The sequence below is a fragment of the Rathayibacter rubneri genome (assembly GCF_023743255.1).
GTDB lineage: Bacteria > Actinomycetota > Actinomycetes > Actinomycetales > Microbacteriaceae > Rathayibacter > Rathayibacter rubneri.
The window spans coordinates 19,280-38,406 of sequence record NZ_JAMRYM010000007.1 but is presented as its reverse complement, the minus strand read 5'-3'; the positions used below and the strand labels follow the sequence as shown (position 1 = coordinate 38,406).

Genomic DNA, 19,127 nt, shown 5'->3' with positions numbered 1-19,127 from the left:
CACACGATGACAGCCACCGCCAGCGACGTCGGCCGCACCCGGATCCGCCGCCGCGCCCCCGGACTCCTCGGCTGGGCGTACGCCGCCCCGACAGCGCTGTTCGTCGCGCTGCTCTTCCTCGTCCCCCTCGGACTCGTCCTGCAGATGTCGGTCTCGGACTGGCCGCTGCTCGCCGGGAACCGCGGGGTGAACTTCCCCACCAACTTCGGCGACGCCGTGACGGACCGCTTCTTCTGGGCGTCCGTCCGCTTCACCCTGCTCTACACGGTCATCACGACCGTGATCCTGCTGTCGCTGAGCCTCGCGCTCGCGCTGATCGTGCAGGAGTCGACCCGCTGGAAGACCTTCCTCCGCACCGCGTTCCTCATCCCGACCGCGCTCGGCCTCGCCTCCGCCTCGCTCCTCTTCTACGTCCTCTACTCCCCCCTCGCCGGCCCCTTCGCCGGTCTGATGGAGAGCTGGGGCATCACCTTCCTCGGCACCCCCGAGGGAGCGCTGTGGTCGACGGTCTTCCTGATCGTCTGGCGCTTCGCCGGCTTCTACATGCTGCTGATGATGGTCGGCCTCCAGGGCATCCCCGAGGAGGTCTACGAGGCCGCGCGCATCGACGGCGCCTCGCGACTGCAGACGTTCACCGGAGTGACGCTGCCGCTGCTCAAGCCCACCCTCGCCCTGACCACCGTGCTCTGCGTCACGGGATCGCTGCTCGCGTTCGAGCAGTTCTACATCCTCACCAAGGGCGGGCCGGACAACTCGACGATCACCGTGGTGCAGCTGATCTACAGCGTCGCCTTCCAGGGCCAGAACGACCTCGGAGTCGCCGGCGCCCTCTCGGTGATCGTGCTGCTGGCCCTCGTGATCCTCAACATCGTGCAGATCCGCTCCTTCGGCAAGAAAGACGACTGATGACCAGCTCTCTCGAAATCGACCGCCTCTCGACCCGCGCGATCGCCACCGCGGACTCGAGCACCCCGTCGCCGCGCCGGCCGCGCGGCTCCCGTCTCGCCGGCATCGCCGTGCAGACCCCGTTCTACGTGCTCACCGGTGGTCTCGCCGTGATCTTCCTCTACCCGCTGATCTGGACCGCGGTGTCCTCCGTCGCCCCGCGCGCCGGGACCGGCCAGACCGACGGCTGGGGACTCGGCAACTACGGCACCCTCGTCGACTACCAGGCGGGGATCTGGGTCTACCTCGGCAATTCGCTGCTCGTCTCGGGACTCACGGTGATCCTCACCCTCGGCACGTCACTGCTGGGCGGCTACGCGTTCTCGCGGTTCTCCTTCCCCGGCAAGAACCTGCTCTTCCTCGCCACCCTCGCGATCCTGATGGTCCCCTACGCGACCCTCCTGATCCCGCTCTACGTGCTGCTGAACCTCGTCGGCCTCTCGAACTCCCTCGTCGGAGTCGCCCTGGTCCTGACGATGTTCCAGCTGCCGCTCGCGACGTTCCTCATGCGGATCGGCTTCGACGCCGTCCCGCGCGAGCTCGACGAGGCCGCGAAGATGGACGGCTGCACCACCTGGTCCGTCCTCTGGAAGGTGCTGCTGCCCGCCGTGAAGCCGGGCCTGATCACCGTCGGCCTCTTCGCGTTCCTCGCCGCATGGAACGACTTCATGGCGCCGCTGATCCTCATCACCGACTCCGATCGCATGACCATGCCGCTCGCGATCTCGAACCTCCGCGGACAGGTGCAGGGAGTCGTCGACTACGGAGCGACCGAGGCCGGCGTCGTCGTCCTCGCACTGCCGTGCGTCCTCCTGTTCCTGCTCCTGCAACGCCACTACGTCCGCGGCTTCATGTCCGGCGCCTTCAAGGGATGACCATGACCATCGACACGCACCTCCGCACCCCCTCCTCCCGCGACCGCGACGCCCTCGCCCGGACCATCGCCCCGGCCGTCCCCGCCGCCGGCGTCCTCACTCCGCTGGGCCTGGACGAGGTCGTGCTGACCGCGGGCTTCTGGGCCGACCGCCAGCGCACCAACGGCTCCGCCACGCTCGACCACATCGAGTACTGGCTCGAGCGCGAGGGCTGGCTGCCGAACTTCGACCTCGCCGCCGCGGGCACCCTCGCCGGCCGCCGGACGGGCCGCGAGTTCGCGGACTCGGAGGTCTACAAGTACCTCGAGGCGCTCGCGTGGGAGATCGGACGGACCGACTCCGCCGCTCTCGACTCTCGGTTCCGTGCCCTCGTCGCCCGCGTCGGCGCGGCGCAGGAGCGCGACGGCTATCTCAACACCCGCTTCGGCCGCGAGGGGCAGCAGCCCCGCTGGTCCGACCTGGAGTGGGGTCACGAGCTCTACTGCCTGGGCCACCTCTTCCAGGCGGCGGTGGCGCGCGAGCGCACCCGCCCCGGCGCCGACGACGGACTGCTCGTCATCGCGCGCCGCGCCGCCGACCTGATCTGCCTCGTCTTCGGCGAGGGCGGCATCGAGTCGGTCTGCGGCCACGCCGAGGTCGAGACGGGCCTCGTCGAGCTCTCGCGCGTGACCGACGACGACCGCTACCTCGAGCTGGCGCGCCTGTTCGTCGAGCGCCGCGGCCACGGCGTCCTCGCCGACATCGAGTGGGGCCGCTCCTACTACCAGGACGACGAGCCGATCCGCTCGTCGACCGTCATGCGCGGCCACGCGGTGCGCGCGAACTACCTCGCCTCGGGCGCGGCCGACCTCGCCGTCGAGACCGGCGACGAGGAGCTGCTCGACGCCCTGGACCGCCAGTGGCACGCCACCGCCTCCCGCCGCACCTACATCACCGGCGGTCAGGGCTCGCACCACCAGGACGAGGCCTTCGGCGACGACCACGAGCTGCCGCCGGACCGCGCCTACTCCGAGACCTGCGCCGGCATCGCCTCGGTGCAATTCAGCTGGCGCCTGCTGCTGGCCCGCGGCGGCGTCGAGTACGCCGACCTGATCGAGCGGACGCTCTTCAACGTCGTCGCGACCTCGCCCTCGCGCGACGGTCGGGCCTTCTACTACGCGAACACGCTGCACCAGCGCCGCCCCGGCGCTCCCGCCGACCCCTACGAGGCATCGGTGCGGGCCTCCTCGTCGCTGCGCGCGCCCTGGTTCGAGGTGTCGTGCTGCCCGACCAACGTCGCGCGCACGTTCGCCAGTCTCGCCGCCTACCTGGCGACGAAGGACGCGCACGGGATCCAGCTGCACCAGTTCGCCTCCGCGCGGATCACGACGACCCTCGCGAGCGGCCAGGCGATCGACCTCTCGGTCGAGACCGCCTACCCGGACGACGGCAGGATCACCGTGCGCGTGCTCGAGAGCGGACCCGCGCCGTGGACCCTGAGCGTGCGCGTGCCGAGCTGGGCCGCCGAGCCGCCGGTGACGCTCCGCCGTGCGGACGGCACGACCAAGACGTTCGAGAAGCGGATCCACGACGGCTACCTCGAGCTCGGCGCGACCTTCGCGCGGGGCGACGAGATCGTGGTGGAGCTCGCCCTCCCCGCCCGCTTCGTGCGCGCCGACCCCCGGGTCGACGCGGTGCGCGGCTGCCTCGCCGTCGAGCGCGGACCCCTGGTCTACGCGCTCGAGTCGACCGACGTGCCCGAGCAGCTGCACGCCGCCGACGTGTCGACCCTGCGCCTGGACCCGGGTGTCGAGCCGCGCGTCGTGGGCTCGGACGTGCAGGTGCGGCTGATCTCGATCTCTCCGACGGAGGGCGCGTGGCCCTACGCGTCCGGACCGTCGGGGAGCAGCCGCGTCGAGGGGCACTGGCCCGTCGCGCTGACGCCGTACTACGACTGGGCCGAGCGCGGACCGTCGACGATGCGGGTCTGGATCCCGGTCGCCGACTGAGGGCGGGCAGCGGTCGTCGACCGCGCAGGACGGGCCGTCGTGGAGCACTGCTCCGCGGCGGCCCTTCGTCCTTCTCGGGGTCGTGCGCGATCGGTGATTTTCGAGACTTTCGCCGTGATCGTGGATCACAATGCTCCTAACGGCGGCGATCATCCTCATCGCGAGGCGCGCCGAGCGAAACACTTAAAAAGGCTTTCGTTCTCCTGAGGAAATTGTTACCGTGCTCGTGGCCCCTCCTGCCCACCGGCGCGAGCGACCCACCCCTTCCTCACTGCCGAACAGAACGGGAGCGTCCGCGACGATGCGAACACCCAGAAGATCCCGAGCGGCCACGGCCGCACTCGCCACCGCCCTCACCGCGGTCCTCGCCGGATCGGTCCTGGTCGCGGCTCCCGCCTCCGCCGCCACCGCGTGGGATCCCTATTCCGAGGGCCTTCAGAACAGCAACGAGAGCCTCGGCTACCCCACCTTCACCAACGGCGCCTCGGCGATCCCGCCGACGACGGCGACCTACGACCCCACCGTCTCCCACCTCGGGAAGATCTACGCCGCCGACCTGGCCGCCGGCGCCGGCTCCGCTCCGGGCAAGGACTTCTGGCTCGACCGGATGCTCTCCCGCGACGGCGTCCAGCCCGACGAGCCGGGCGGTCTCGACTTCACCACCGATCAGCCGGCGAACGTCGACTACGACAACAACGGCGTGTTCTTCTCGCGCGGCCGCGCGGTCTACATGCAGAACTCGGACGCGGGCCTCGGCTTCCGCGGCCGCATCGCCTACATCGAGGACCTCGGCCAGAGCGGATCGACGCTCACCGCGAGCGTGAACGGCGCCGCCGTCTCCCTCACCGAGAACCAGGCGAAGCGCCACAACACCCCCAGCTACTGGTACTCCGAGTACACCGGCGGCGGCCTGCTGGTGAAGCAGACCAAGTTCATCTCGCGGCAGAACGTCGCGGTCGAGCGGCTGCAGATCAGCACCACCGACGGATCCACGAAGACCGTCGCCCTGCGCGCCGAGTCCGGCCTGGCCCGCACCGCGGCCGGCAGCGAGCTGACCGGCTCCGTCACGACCGCGAACAACGTCACGCAGGTCTCCACCCGCTACTCGGGCGACGGCTTCGGCGTCGACGGCACCGCGCTCACCCGCACCGTCTCGGCCTCGGCCACGGCGGCCGACGTGAAGCTGCAGCTCGGCTTCACCACCACCGAGATCCCCGAGAGCACCACCGAGTTCCAGTCGATCGCCGCCGCCACCCCGCAGGCGGCCTTCACGACGCAGACCACGAGCTACAACACGTGGTGGGTCGAGAACATCCCCTACCTCGAGACCCCCTCGGGCGAGATCGACAAGACGCTCTTCTACCGCTGGTGGCTGCTGCGCACGAACTTCCTCGACGCGCAGGTGCCGGGAAACGACTACCAGTTCCCCACCTCGATGGAGGGCGTCTTCGGCGCCGCCTACAACAACGCGATCGTCCTCACGGCGGGCATGTTCATCGAGGACATGAAGTACTTCCGCGATCCCTCCAGCGCCTACGGCACCTGGCTGTCGGCCGGTGAGACCGCGCGTGAGAGCCGCTACATCGACAACCCGGGCAACCCCGCCCACTGGAACAGCAGCTACACCAACTACATCTCCGAGGCCGCGTGGAACTCCTACGCGCTCCACGGCGGTGACGCCGCGATCGCCGACAAGCTCGCGACCTACGCCGAGGACGACGTCGCCGGGCAGCTGGCCGAGTTCGACAAGAACAAGAACAACCTCCTCGAGTACTCGAACCCCGCCCTCACCGGCAACGACGTCGACGCGGTCTCGTTCTCGTGGCGCAACAGAGACGCGTGGAACTCCTACCCGATGGACCGCCCCGAGAGCGCGTACCTCTACTCGGGTGCCGTGGCCGCCGCCGAGGCGTACCGGCTCGCCGGCGACACCGCGGGCGCCGACCGCATGACGGCCAAGGCCGAGGCGATCAAGAAGTCGGTCCTCGACGTCCTCTGGGAGGACAAGCGCAGCACCGCCGACGAAGCGGGCTTCTTCGGCAACATGATCAAGGCCTCCTACTCCGACGGCTCCTCGGGCCTGGCCGCCGGATCGAAGATCCCGTGGAAGGAGGTCAACATGTACTACCCGTACACCGTCGGCCTCATGCCCAAGCCCGGCGACGCCGACTTCGACCAGAAGTACCTCGACGCCTTCCGCCTCTTCGTCGACAGCGAGCAGTACGCGCCGTTCCCCTTCTACACCGCCAACCAGAAGGACGCGAAGGCCCGCGCGCTGCGCGACGCCGGATCGGGCAAGCACTACTCGAACAACTTCTCGACCATCAACTCCACGGTCATGTTCCGCCTGCTGTCCTCGACGCTGCGCGACTACCCGAACTCGTACCTGACCAGCGACTACTACAAGAAGATGCTCTACTGGAACGCCTGGGCCAGCTACGAGAAGGGCGACGTCACCCGCCAGAACGAGAACGAGTTCTGGTCGCACGGCTCGGCCGCCGACGGCGGATCGATCAAGTACCGCTCCTGGATCCACCAGACGCAGCTCGGAACGACGAACTTCACCGTCGTCGAGGACGCGATGGGCCTGCAGGCCCGCACCGACTCGGTCCTCGAGCTCTCGCCCATCGACATCGACTGGGACCACTTCACGGCGAACAACCTGAAGTACCACGACAAGGACCTCACGATCGTGTGGGACGAGCCCGGCGGAACCCGCCACTACGGCGACACCCCGGAGGGCTACTCCGTCTACCTCGACGGGAAGCGCGCCTTCACGATCGACAGCCTCGTGCCGGTCGAGTTCGACACCGTCACCGGTGAGGTCACGACCGACGCGACCGTGCTCTTCTCGGCCGCGAACGCCGTGAAGCCCGCGCAGGACGTGCGCTTCGCCTCGACCGATCGGGTCGTCGACCTGCTCGGCAAGGCGGGCGTCGACGTCGACCCGACGACCAGCTCCGCTCCCGAGCTCGCCCAGGGCACGACCGCCACGGCCTCCTACTCGGCCGGCGGGAACACTCCCTCCGGCAAGAGCCTCGTGCCGGCCAACGCGGTCGACGGCTCCACCGTCAACGAGCCCTTCTGGGGCACCGCCGGATCGCCGAACGCCAGCGACTGGCTCGAGATCGACCTCGGCAGCGCGCAGAAGGTGAACCAGGCCGGGATCTACTTCTACCGCACCTCCTCGGGCACGACCGTGCAGGGCTACTCCGCCCCGAAGTCGTACTCGGTGCAGTACTGGGACGGCGCGGCGTGGAAGTCGGTGACGGCCCAGGCCCGCACGCCGAAGGTCCCGACCGGCAACGAGAACACCGTCCGGTTCGCCGACGTGACCGCCCAGAAGTTCCGGGTCCTCGTCGCGCACCAGCAGGGTCAGAAGACCGGCATCAAGGAGGTGCAGCTGAAGAACGTGGCTGCGGCCTACACGCCGGCGGAGAACGCGGCGCCCGTCGTGTCGATCCAGCGCCTGGCCGTCGCCGACCCGAGCATCGCGCGGTTCGTCGGCACCGCGTCCGACGACGGGCTGCCGATCGGGGAGCTCACCCAGGCCTGGACCGTGGTCGCGAAGCCCGCGGACTCGACGGCGACCTTCACCGACGCCGCCTCCGCGGCGACGACGGTCCGCTTCTCGAAGCCCGGCTCGTACACCCTGCGCTTCACCGCCTCGGACACCGTGAAGCAGACGACCCTCGAGCAGGTCGTCGAGGTCTCGGACGTCCGCCCGCTGGGCCCGGAGGTCGGGTCGTACGCGACTCCGTCCGCCTCGTACGTCGCCCCGTGGAACCGCCTCGCCTCGATCAACGACGGTGAGACCGTGCCGGGCGTGCAGACCGAGCAGACGAAGCTCTGGGGGACGTACGCCGACGGCGCCCGTCCGGCGAGCCAGACGCTGACCTACACCTGGTCGACGCCGACGCGCCTCGCCGGAGCGGGAGCCTCGTTCTGGAACGACGCCGAGCAGGGCAGCGGGGGCGGCGTCGCCCTCCCCGCCTCCTGGTCGCTCGAGTACCTCGACGGCACCACCTGGAAGCCCGTCGCCCTGCGCGCCGGCACCCAGTACCCGGTGAACGCGATGGGCACGCCCAGCGAGGTGGCCTTCACTCCGGTGACGACCACGCAGCTGCGCGCGACCTTCCAGGCCAGCCGCGCGACCAGCGGCGCCTACTCGGCGATCGGCGCCTCCGAGTTCGACGTCTACGCCGACTACCCGGGCTCCTTCGAGGCCGTGGCGAAGCGGACCACCGTCAACACCCCGGTGACGCTCCCCGCGACCGTCATCGGCGTCTACTCGGACGGTTCACGCGGTGAGCTGCGCGCGACCTGGGACGCGATCCCCGCCTCCCGCTTCGCCACTCCCGGCACGATCACCGCGACCGGTGTGCTGACGGGATCGACGCAGGCGATCACCGCGACCATCAGCGTCGGCGACAGCGGCAGCGAGATCGCCTCGATCGAGCAGCAGACCGCGACGACCGCCCTCGGCAAGGCGCCCGACCTCCCGCGCACCGCGGTCGCCGTCTTCAGCGGCGGCACCGGGGCGAAGGAGTCGCGCCCCGTCACCTGGGACGCGGTCGCTCCGGCCTCGTACGCCACCGCCGGCACCTTCACGGTGCTCGGCGCTATGGCGGGCACCACGCTGCGGCCCAGCGTGACGGTCACGGTCGAGGGAGGTGCCGCCACTGCTCCGAAAGCACCGGCGGCACCGACCGTCGCCGTCGCCGGTGACGCGGCCACGGTCTCCTGGACCGCTCCGGCCGACGGAGGGGCGGCGATCACGGGGTACACCGCGACCGTCACTCCGACCGGCGGCGCGGCGATCACGAAGACCGGCACGACCACGAGCGCCGTGTTCACCGCCCTGCCCGCGGGGACGTACACGGCGAGCGTCGTCGCGACCAACCCGGTCGGCGCCTCCGCCGCCTCGCCCACCGCGTCCTTCACCATCGCCGCGGCCCCCGCGCTGAAGGTGACGGCGACGGCGAGCACGCGCTGCATCAGCGGCAAGGTCGTGCTCACGGTGACGGCGAAGAACGAGGAGGCGACTCCGATGGGCATGACGCTGCGCACCGCCTACGGCACCAAGGTGTTCACCGGCGTGAAGCCCGGCTCCTCGGCGACGCAGTCGTTCACGACCCGCCTCGGCTCGATCCCGGCGGGCACCGCGACGGTCGACGCCACGGCCACCGTGAACGGCACGGCGCTCACCCGCACCGTCGACGCGCCGTACACCGCTCGCACCTGCTGAGCACGGGAGGGGTGGGAGCGGCGATCCGCTCCCACCCCTCCTCCCCCTCGAGACCCTCCCGCGCTCGCCCCGGCGAGCCCGACCCGAAAGAAGACGCGATGACGCCTCGAACCCTCTGGACCCGCACCGCGGCGGCCGCCGCCGGCTGCCTGCTCCTCACCGCCGTCGCCGGCCAGGCGGCCGCCGCCGAGCTCGACGACGACTCCGTCTCGGTCGACGTCACGATCACCCCGCTCACCGGCCCCGGCGCGCTGTCGATGACGGTCGACGGAGCCTCCACCGCTCTCGCCGAGACCGGATCGACGCCGGAGCTCCGCCGCTTCACCGGCACACTCCCCACCGTGACGGTCACCGACACCCGGTCCGCCGACGAGATCCCCGACGGCGCAGGCTGGTACGTCCTCGGCTCCGCCTCCGAGTTCATCGGCAGCGCGGGCCAGGCGCCGATCCCCGCGTCGCAGCTCGGCTGGTCGCCCCGCCTGATCGACGGCGGCGACAGCGGCATCGTCTCGGCCGGCTCCGATGTCGGCACCGTCTTCGACGAGGCCCCCGGCAACGTCGGCCTCGTCGACCAGGAGTTCCTCGCCCTGACCGACGACTCGGCCGGCGTCGCGACGGAGGGCAGCTGGACGTCGACCGCGGAGCTCGCCCTCGAGATCCTGCCCACGACCGAGGCGGGTGATTACAGCTCGACCCTGACGCTCACGCTGATGGAGTAGCGGGCTCCGTCCCGTTCGACCCCTCCGGCCCGCGCGAACGTCTCGCGCGGGCCGTCCGCACACCACCCGCTCGATGAGGAGCCACCCGTGACCGATCCGCACCCCCTCCCCCATGCCTCCCGGCGCGCACTGCTCGGCGGCGCGCTCGCCGGCGGAGCGGTCCTGCTCGCCGGGCAGTCAGCGCAGGCCGCACCCCTCGCCGCCGCACCCGCGCAGGTGCTCCTGCGCGACACGTTCCGGCCCGTCCCCGGCTGGGAGCGGCGCGGCGTGATCCTGCAGAGGGACCTCCCGTGGGAGACGGACATCCTGCAGGACCCGAGCTGCGTCTACGGCTCCGGCTCGGGCCCGCTCTTCAAGGTCTGGTACGGCTCGCTGCACGGCATCGGCTACGCGACCAGCGAGGACGGCCTCACCTGGACCAAGCGCCCCGAGGCGCTCCTGCTCCCGGTCCTCGAGACCGAGCGCGGCTATCTCAACCAGCCCAGCGTCGTGCTGAAGGACGGTCTGTGGCACATGACCTACTTCGGCATGGACACCGCCGGGATCGGCCGGATCCACTACGCCGTCGCGACGCAGCCGGACGGCCCGTTCGAGAGGAAGGGCGTGGTGCTCGCGCCCACCGCGGCGTGGGAGGACGGCTTCCTCTACAACTCCTCGCTCCTCTACGACGCCTCGGTCGGCCTGTGGAAGATGTGGTACACCGCGGGCAAGATCGCGTCGGCCGGAGGCGAGCCCGAGTTCATCTGCTGCGCCCCCGCCCCCCGCCCCGAGGGGCCCTGGACGAAGCACCCCGCCAATCCCCTCGTGCGGCCGATGGAGGACGGCGGCTGGGCGTCGCTGGGCGTCGGCGGTCCGAACGTGCGGAAGCTCGCCGACGGCACCTACGAGAGCCGCGTCATCGGCTGGCAGGCCGACCATCCGTCGCGCGCGGGCCGCATGACCTCCCCCGACGGCCTCGCCTGGACCCTCGACCGCTCGCGCCTCGACCTCGACCTCGGGGTCGTCGGCGGGCCCGAGGACTCGATGATCTACCGCTCCTTCGCCGTGGAGCACCAGGGCCGCACCCACCTGCTCTACAACGTGAAGAACAATCGGCCCGGCTGGAACGAGACGATCCAGCTCGCCGTGTGGAGCGACTCCGTCGCGATCATCGATCCCGCGAAGTGGGCGATGACCCACGCGGCCGTCGTGCCCACCGGGGCGTCGTTCGACATCCGGGACGGAGCGGCCCGCAGCCTCGGCAACGCGCCGCGGAACTCGCCGCAGGCCCTCCAGGGCAACACCCTGCTGCCGGCGCCGGACTACGCGGTGTCGGTCGCCGTCACTCCCACCGCATCGACGCCCGAGGGTCGCGACACGGTCGTGATCGCGCGCAGCACGACCCGGGGCGACCACTACTACGCCGGGATCTCGGCGTGGGGGAACCGCTACGCCATCGGCCGCTTCGCGAACGGGCAGAACACGAAGCTCGCCGGAGTCGGCTCGGCGAGCGAGATCGTCGCCGGGGTGCAGCACCGCCTGCGCTTCGAGCTCGAGGGCAGCGCGCTGCGGCTCTTCGACGACGGCGTGCTGGTGCTCTCGGCGACCGACACGACGCATCGTCCCGAGGCGAGCTACGCGGGCCTGCAGAGCAGCTACGGCTTCGGCACGGCCGAGTTCCGCGACCTCTCGGTCACGCGACTGGGCGCCGCTCCCGTGCAGTACGCCGCGACGACGACCGTCGGCACGCGGTGCATCGGCAGCAGCGCGTACGTCACGGTGACGTGCCGGAACCAGGAGCCGGTGCCCCTGCGCGTCGCGTTCGAGACGGCCTTCGGATCGCGCACCTTCGCGAGCGTCGCTCCCGGGTCGAGCGCGACGCACGCGTTCACCACACGGACGACGTCGCTGGCCGCCGGATCCGTGACGGTCTCGCTCGGGGCGGCAGGGGCGGTCGAGCAGCGGGTGCTCGGGTACGCGCCGAGGACGTGCTGAGGAGGCCCACCGGAGGCCTCGTTCGACCGACCGGATGCCGGTCGCGCGGGGCCGCCGATCAGACGACGACGACGCGGGCTCGAGCGACGTTCTGGAGGCGCGCGAACGGAGTGTCGGTGCGAGCGTCGCGGTGAGCGGTCACCCTCACGGCGGGGAAGCTCGTGCCCGGATCCGTGAACGCCGTCCGCAGTTCAGCCCGCACCGTAGCAGCCGGCTCCACGGGCGTCCTCGTCGCGAACTCGCCCGACCCGTCGAGGTCCCACTCGACCGCGACGACGGCGCCGACGCCGGGAGTCGTCGCGACCGCGGCCAGCACGACCTCGTCGCCGGCCCGGACCTCGGCGCGGACGCCGCCGTCGACCGTGAGAGTCACCGTGGGCTGGATCCCCCGCCGGTCGACGGCGTCGACCGGGACGACGACCTGTCCGTCGACGACGTCGTACCGGGTCGAGGCGGGGGGCTCGACGCCGTCCTCGACCCACGCCGAGACATCGCGGAGGGCCTGGTGCAGCTGGCCGAGGTAGGAGACGGTGCGGAGGGGGTGCTCCTGCCGCTCGAAGTCGCCGTGCAGGGCGTTGTCCGTCATCCACACGCGCAGGCGGTCCTCACCACCGTGCTCGCGGACGCGTGCGCGGTACCAGTCGGCCTGCCACGGGTAGGCCTCCCGGTCGAGCAGCGACTCCACGACGATCATGCGGCCGTCGAACCGTCCGCTCTGCACGGTCCCCGCGGCCCCCGCCGCGAAGATCGGCCCGACCAGGAGCGGGCGCTGCGGGGGCAGCGGCTCGCCTCCGCTGTTCCGGAACTGGTCCCAGACGGAGAACTCCGCCGAGGGGACTTGATGGCGATGGTAAGTCTGCAGGGCCAGGAAGCCGCTGTTGTCGAGGGTCGCCTCGTCTCCGGCAGCGAGGCCGGTCAGCACCCGGCTCTCGGCCGGTCCCAGCACGGCGACGTCCCCGACGACCCGGGTGACGACGATCCGTCTGCCGACGGAACCACCCGAGCCCAGGACGAGCTCCGCCGCCCCGGGATCGATCGACGGCGCCTCGGCGAGGCGCACCGCGACGACCGGGGTCCGCGAGGTCCCTCGCCAGGCGTCGTCCGCGGCGCCGGTCGACTCCCCCGGCCTGTCCCCCGGGTCGATGCCTGCGGCGGCGAGGTCCGCGGCCCCGAGCAGCTCGACGATCCGCGTCGGGAGCTGCACCCGGTCCCGGTCGAGGGACGGCGATCCGTCGGCGCCGAGGTGGCCCGGGACGCTCCAGAAGTCGTCGAAGTACGACGGGTCCATCGCCCGGACGCCCGGGTAGAGGACGGCCAGACCGTGCATCCCCATCGTCCGGTGGGCGAACCAGGAGCGGAGCGGGAAGCCCATGCGGGTCACCTCGGTGAGCGCGGCGGCCTCCTCCTCGTCGAGGCCGAGGAACGGGTCGCCGGAGCCGCCGGGCTCGAGGGCGTCGACGATGCCGTCGAAGCGGTCCCGGAGGATGCGCAGAGCATGCATGCGGGCGGTGAAGCAGTTCGGGATCGACATCGGCGAGCCGATGACATAGGGCACGTAGCCGTCCCAGACTCCGACCGTGTTCTCGGCGCCGCCGATCGTGCGGAAGCCACCGCCGCTGCCGCCGAACGCGTAGCCGTGGACGCGATGCGGTCCGTACGCCTCGACCGCCGTCTCTCGCACGAAGCGTGCGGCCGCTGCGTTCGCCCGGTACGCGCCGATCGTGAGATCGAGGCCGGAGAAGGGGTCCGCGGCCGAGGGCCCGCCTCCGTTGGTCTCGACGAAGATCGCCCCGCTCTCGAGCGCGAACGAGACCTTGTCCTCCTCCCCGGTCCCCCCTTCGGAGAAGTGCTCGCTGTCGGGGACCGGGGTGATGTAGTGGAAGAAGCGGCCCTCGTAGCGCTCCGCCGGAGGCAGGTGGATCGAGAAGCGGGTCTCGGTGCCGCGGAAGCCCCCGTGCAGGTAGCGCCGAGGGGACGGGTCCTCGCGCCACTCGTCGACGTCGAGGTAGGGATCGGCGAACTCGGGGTCGACGGCTGAGGGGGTCATCGTGCTCTCTCCAGGGCGGGTGTCGGATCCGGCGCGGCGGCTACGGCGTCTGGATGCTGGTGGTGGACAGCTCGGCCCGGCGACCGACGGCGATGGGGATGATGGCGAGGGCACCGAGCACGGCGAAGGCCGCTCCCACGAAGTAGACCCCGCTGTACCCGCCGCCGAAGAGCGCGAGCACGGCGCCGGCGAGGAGAGGTCCGACCGCCTGCGGGACGGACGTGCCGAGCTGGAGGATCGAGAGGTAGCGGCCGTTCTCGTCCTCGTCCTGCGGCAGGACGTCGAGCATGAGCGCCTGGTCGACGGCGCCGTAGACCCCGATCGCGAAGGCGGTGAAGACGCCGGCGACGACGTACTGCGCGAGGCTCGCCGTGGTCCCGGTCCCGATGAGACCGGCGGCGATCAGCACGCCGCTGACGATCAGGAACGGCTTGCGCGTCTTGAGCTTGTCCGAGAGGTAGCCGGACCCGATCGCGCCGCCGATGCCCGCGGCGATGCTGACGACACCGGAGAGCGAGACGATCGTGGCGACCTCCGCGGCGCCCAGTCCGAGACGCGTCTGCAGCAGGTAGATGCCGTAGAGCCCGGAGAAGGACAGCGCCATGAAGATCAGCGCGCGGCTGACCCAGACCCAGGCGATGTTGGGGTACCTGCGCGGGTTGAACCAGAATCCGGAGAGGATCTTCTGGGAGCCGGCGCGGACGACGGGCCCGGTGAAGGCCGCGTCCTTCATCACGATGGCGAACAGGAGCGTTCCGACGAAGGCGAGGAGGCCGGGGCCGATGAAGAGGCCGCCGCCGGTGGCGGAGAGCACTCCACCGAGGATCACGCCGAACAGCGGTGCGATCTGGTTGATGGCGCCGAGGATGCCCATCACCTTGCCGCGCTGACCCTCGGGGAGGCGGTCGCCGAGGTGGGTCGCGATCATCGCGCCGCAGACGGAGTAGCCGAGGTAGGCGACGCTCCAGCCCGCGATCAGGAGAGGCACCGTCTCGGTGAACCCGATGACGGCCGATCCGATCAGGGCGACCACGGCGCCGCCGAGGAGCCAGGGGCGGCGGCGTCCGAGACGGGACCTGGTCTGATCGCTCAGCACTCCGACGATCGGCGCGCAGATCACGACGAGCACACCGGGGATGCCCACTGCGAGAGCGAGGGCGGTGTCCCGCGTATCCGGCGCGATCTGGCCGACGCGGACCGCGAGCGAGTAGGCGATGGGCGCGACGAACGCGACGTAGAGGGCGAACTGGCCGAAGAAGAGCGCCGCGAGGTAGCGCTTGCGAAGCGGCACCCGCTCGTCGGAGCCGGAGCGCACCGCGTTGGCGATGTTCTCAGCGCCCAACTCGACGCTGGCGGCGGGGCTCAGGGGCAGATCGAACGACGGCTCGTCGGACACGGCACGGGGGCCGGAGGGGCCGTCGGGGTGACGGGGAACGGTCATGTCAGAACTCCATTGTCATGAGGGCGGGCGGTGATAACGCGCGTTACCGAAGCAAATCATCGATAGTAACGCGCGTCAACGGCTCGATCGAGATTCCTCCTATCGACCGGGTTGTGTCCTCACCGCCCTCAGACGGTGCCGAGGACCGCGAGCAGATCGCGCTCCATCGCCTCGCCGTTCTGCGGCAGACGGGACGCGAGCATCCCGAGAGGCAGGTCGCCCATGTGGCTGCCGGCCGCCTCGACGGGGACACCGGGGAAGTAGGCGCGCATCACGTCGAGTACGGCCCGCCAGACGTCCTCGTGCTTCATGACCTCCTTGATCGGGGTGTCGAGAGAGAGCGCGACCGCCTCCCCGAAGCCCTCCGGCAGGGGGTAGCGCCACGAGTGGGCGCCGGGCCCGACCTCGATGCTCAGCCGATCCGGGTGCAGCGGCGGGACGACGGTCGCTGCGGCACCGTCGGGGACGACGACGTCGAACAGCATCTCGCCGTCCTCGGCTCGCCAGTGGGACTCGGCGCGGCCGAGGACCGTGTCGTGCACCGCCCTGGCCGAGGTCAGACCGCCTCCGGGCTGCGGTGCGATCGTCAGGGTGCGCCAGCCCGCGGAGGTGCGGGTGAGGCCGCCGACGACGCGGTGCAGCCAGTCGGCCACGGCGCCGAGGGCGTAATGGTTCAGGGACGTCATCCCCGTGGCGTTGACCGTGCCGTCGGGGAGGACGGAGTCCCAGCGCTCCCAGATCGTCGTCGCGCCCATCGTCACCGGGTAGAGGAAGGACGGGCTCCTCGTCTGCATCAGCAGTTCGTACGCCTCCTCGAGGTGACCTGTGCTGCTGAGCGCGTCGGTGATCAGCGGGGTGCCGGCGAACCCGGTCGAGATGGTGAAGCCGGACTGCGCGACGATCTCGGCCAGCTTCGCGCCGGCCTTCCGCTTCTGCGAGGCGTCGAGCAGGTCGAACATGATCGGCAGCGCGTAGCCGGTGGCGGACTCGCTGACCACGCGACCGGTCTCGGTGACGAATTCCCGCCGGAACGCCGCGCGGACGCGCTTCGCGAGAGCGAGGAAGTGCTCGGCGTCGGCGCTCTCGCCGAGAAGCCGCGAGGCCTCGGCCATCTCCCGGGTGGTCTTGCAGAGGTAGGCGCAGGCGACGAGGTAACGATCGGTCTTTCCACCCGCGGGGTTGTCGGCAGGAGCGTCGGGGTCGAGCCAGTCGCCGAATTGGAAGCCGCTCCCCCACAGACCGTCCTCGTCGAGTGCCGCTTCCGCCTCACGGATGAAGGCCGTCATCGACGGATAGGCGCGGCGGAGGATCGCGAGGTCGCCGTACTCCTGGTACAGCGCCCAGGGCAGACTGACGGCGACGTCGCTCCACAGCGCGGTGGCCGACGATCCGGTCGGGAGGACGTCGGGCACCGTCCAGGGAACGGTCCCGGTGTCGGCCTGCTCGACCGCGAGGTCTTGCAGCCAGGATCCGAGCACTCCGCGGACGTCGTAGAGGAACGTCGCAGTCGGCGCGAACGCATTCAGATCGCCCGTCCAACCGAGACGCTCGTCGCGCTGCGGGCAGTCGGTCGGGACACCGACGAAGTTGTCGCGCATGGACCAGACGGTGTTCTCGTGCAGCTTCGTCACCAGCGGGTTCGACGTCTCGAACCAGCCGGTGCGGGTCATCTCGCTGTGCAGGACCACGGCGCGGAGCGACTCCGCCCGCAGTTCGCCGGGCCAGCCGTCGATTTCGGCGTAGCGGAAGCCGTGGAAGGTGAAGCGCGGCTCCCACGTCTCGGAGGCGACGCCGCGGAGGGTGTACCGGTCCGTCGCAGCGGCGCTGCGCAGCGTCTCGGTCTCGAGCTCGCCCTCCGGGGTGAGCAGCTCGGCGTGACGGAGGGTGATCGTCGTTCCGGCCTCGCCGGACACGGTCAGGCGCAGCCGTCCCGAGATGTTCTGGCCGAAGTCGACGATCGGCCGGCCGCTCGGGCTCGTCGTGATCGCGACGGGGGCGAGCTCCTCCGTGCGATGGATCGGCGGAGTGTCGTCGACGACGACCGTCGCGGCGTCCCACGGCACCTCGACGGCCCGCTCCCACGACGCGTCGTCGAAACCGGGCGCGGCCCAGCCGAGCGGCTCGGCGCGTGCATCGTGAGCCTCGCCCGCGTAGATGCCGGAGGAGAGCACGGCGCCTGTGCCGACCCGCACCTCGCCGTCGGTGCCGACGAACTCCGTCCGGTCGTCGTAGACGAGCTCGAGGCGCGCGAAGAGAGCCGGCCGATCGACGTAGTTGTGGCGGATGTTCTCCCAGGTCAGCGCTCCGACGGCCCAGCCCTCTCCCACGACCGCCCCGACGACGTTCTCTCCAGGGGCGAGCAGCGCGGTCACGTCATGGCGCCGCGCGACCACGCGGTGCCGGTACGAGGTCCACCCCGGAGCGAGCACCTCGTCGCTGAGACGCTCGCCGTTGACGTACGCCTCGAGGACGCCGAGCGCGGTGACCACGAGTTCGGCACGGCGCAGGCCGTGGCCGACCGAGAAGGCCCGGCGGAGGTACGGGGCCGGGTCGCCCTCGCCCGAAGGTCTGCGGGCTCCGACGAAGACGTAGGGGGATGAGGTCGTCATGCGTGATGGTCCTTCCGTTCTGCTGTGGCGGTCACAGCGTCGGTCGTGCGACGCCCCTCCGGGGCCGGGTGATCCCGGTCACGGGTGGCGCGAGGCCTGCGCGATCCGGCCGAGCCACGCGAGACTCGGCTTGGGGTACCGCTCGAAGGTCTCGCGGTCGACGGCGATCAAGCCGAAGGTGGGCTCCCAGTGGCCCCACTCGAAGTTGTCGAGCAGGCTCCAGTGCAGGTAGCCCCGCACATCGATCCCGTCGGCGACCGCCGCTCGCAGGTGCCGGAGGGCGTCCTCCGTGTAGGCGATGCGCCGATCGTCGTCGGGAGTCGCGATGCCGTTCTCAGTGACGAGGAGTGGGACTCCTCCGCTCACCTCCCACGCGTGCCGGAGCGCGATGCCGAGCGCGTCGGGCCGGTACGGGGTACCGACCATGGTGTTCTCGGCGCTCGGCGGGTGGGGGACGAGGCCGTTCGCGTCGACGGCCTGAGTCGAGTACGCCTGCACGCCGAGGAAGTCGTCACCTCGGGCGGCTTCGAGGAACACGTCCTCCCGGACTCTCCGCTCCTCGTCGAGCCGTGCCTCGCCTCCGGGAAGCGCGTGGAGCGCGAGATTGGCCACGGTCCACCCCACCTTCGCGCTCGTGAGCTCGCGCACGATCGCTCGGGCGGCGTGATGCGCCTCGATCAGCCTCGCGGTCGTCTCGGGTGAGGGCGAGGGCAGGGTGAAGCCGCCCTCCGCCTGGACGGTGGGGGTGTCGATCGTCGGCACCGCGTCGGAGTTGATCATGCGGCTCATGAGGATCATGAACGCGAACATGTTGGGCTCGTTGATCGTGCACACCCACTCGACGCCGTCCAGGATCGAGCACGCCTCCCGCACGTAGGCGGCGAAGCGGTCGAGTGCCGTGTCACCGAGCCAGCCGCCCTCCTCGACGAACCAGCGGGGGCTGGTGAAGTGGTGGAGCGTGACGACCGGCGTCAAACCGAGACCGATCGCGGTGTCGATCATCCGGCGGTAGTGAGCGAGCTCCGCCTTCGAGAACCGGCCGGGCAGGGGCTCGATCCGCGACCACTCGATGCCGAAGCGGTAGGCGGTGAGCCCGGCGCCGGCGAGCAGGCGCATGTCCTCCTCGTAGCGGTGGTACGAGTCGACCCCGTCGCCGCTCGCGGCGAAGCGGGGGGAGCGCTGCTCGTACACCCACCAGTCGCTGTTCACGTTGCCGCCCTCGATCTGGTGCGGGGCGGTGGAGGCTCCCCAGAGGAAATCCGGTCGCAGTGCCGTCATGGC

The 19,127-nt window shown here is 70.9% G+C and carries 10 protein-coding genes; 6 read left to right on the top strand and 4 right to left on the bottom strand.

The window, feature by feature from the left end; translation table 11 throughout:
- The first annotated feature begins 6 nt into the window (after nt 1-6).
- The 6 genes from NB037_RS03800 to NB037_RS03775 all read left to right on the top strand — a co-directional run bounded on the left by NB037_RS03800 (nt 7) and on the right by NB037_RS03775 (nt 11,749).
- Entirely contained in the window at nt 7-906 is a 900-nt protein-coding gene (locus NB037_RS03800; protein ID WP_251943836.1) for a carbohydrate ABC transporter permease, read from the top strand.
- On the top strand, nt 906-1,820 hold the full coding sequence (locus NB037_RS03795) for a carbohydrate ABC transporter permease (protein ID WP_251943833.1): 915 nt from the start codon (nt 906-908) through the stop codon (nt 1,818-1,820). Before NB037_RS03800 ends, NB037_RS03795 begins: the two co-directional genes overlap by 1 nt.
- Before the next feature lie 2 nt (nt 1,821-1,822).
- Entirely contained in the window at nt 1,823-3,808 is a 1,986-nt protein-coding gene (locus tag NB037_RS03790) for a glycoside hydrolase family 127 protein (protein WP_251943831.1), read from the top strand.
- 301 nt (nt 3,809-4,109) lie between these two features.
- Entirely contained in the window at nt 4,110-9,056 is a 4,947-nt protein-coding gene (locus NB037_RS03785; protein ID WP_251943828.1) for an Ig-like domain-containing protein, read from the top strand.
- A 98-nt stretch (nt 9,057-9,154) separates the two neighbouring features.
- Nucleotides 9,155-9,775 (top strand): hypothetical protein, encoded by a 621-nt coding sequence (locus NB037_RS03780; RefSeq protein ID WP_251943825.1) that lies wholly within the window; start codon nt 9,155-9,157, stop codon nt 9,773-9,775.
- Between the two features lie 87 nt (nt 9,776-9,862).
- Nucleotides 9,863-11,749, top strand: a complete 1,887-nt coding sequence (locus NB037_RS03775) for a glycoside hydrolase family protein (RefSeq protein WP_251943822.1) — start codon at nt 9,863-9,865, stop codon at nt 11,747-11,749.
- Between the two features lie 58 nt (nt 11,750-11,807).
- On the opposite strand, the gene NB037_RS03770 is transcribed toward NB037_RS03775, so the two are convergent.
- The 4 genes from NB037_RS03770 to NB037_RS03755 form a co-directional block, all read right to left on the bottom strand.
- The gene (locus NB037_RS03770; RefSeq protein ID WP_251943819.1) at nt 11,808-13,796 is read right to left on the bottom strand and encodes a hypothetical protein; all 1,989 of its coding nucleotides are present in this window, start codon (nt 13,794-13,796) and stop codon (nt 11,808-11,810) included.
- Between the two features lie 40 nt (nt 13,797-13,836).
- Nucleotides 13,837-15,237 carry an MFS transporter gene (locus NB037_RS03765; protein WP_251943817.1) on the bottom strand — a complete coding sequence of 467 codons (1,401 nt, stop codon included), beginning with the start codon at nt 15,235-15,237 and terminating at the stop codon, nt 13,837-13,839.
- Nucleotides 15,238-15,365: 128 nt separating this feature from the next.
- Complete coding sequence (locus NB037_RS03760; protein ID WP_251943815.1) at nt 15,366-17,846, bottom strand: alpha-L-rhamnosidase; 2,481 nt, start codon at nt 17,844-17,846, stop codon at nt 15,366-15,368.
- Between the two features lie 78 nt (nt 17,847-17,924).
- Nucleotides 17,925-19,124, bottom strand: a complete 1,200-nt coding sequence (locus tag NB037_RS03755) for a glycoside hydrolase family 1 protein (RefSeq protein ID WP_251943812.1) — start codon at nt 19,122-19,124, stop codon at nt 17,925-17,927.
- Nucleotides 19,125-19,127 lie beyond the last annotated feature (3 nt).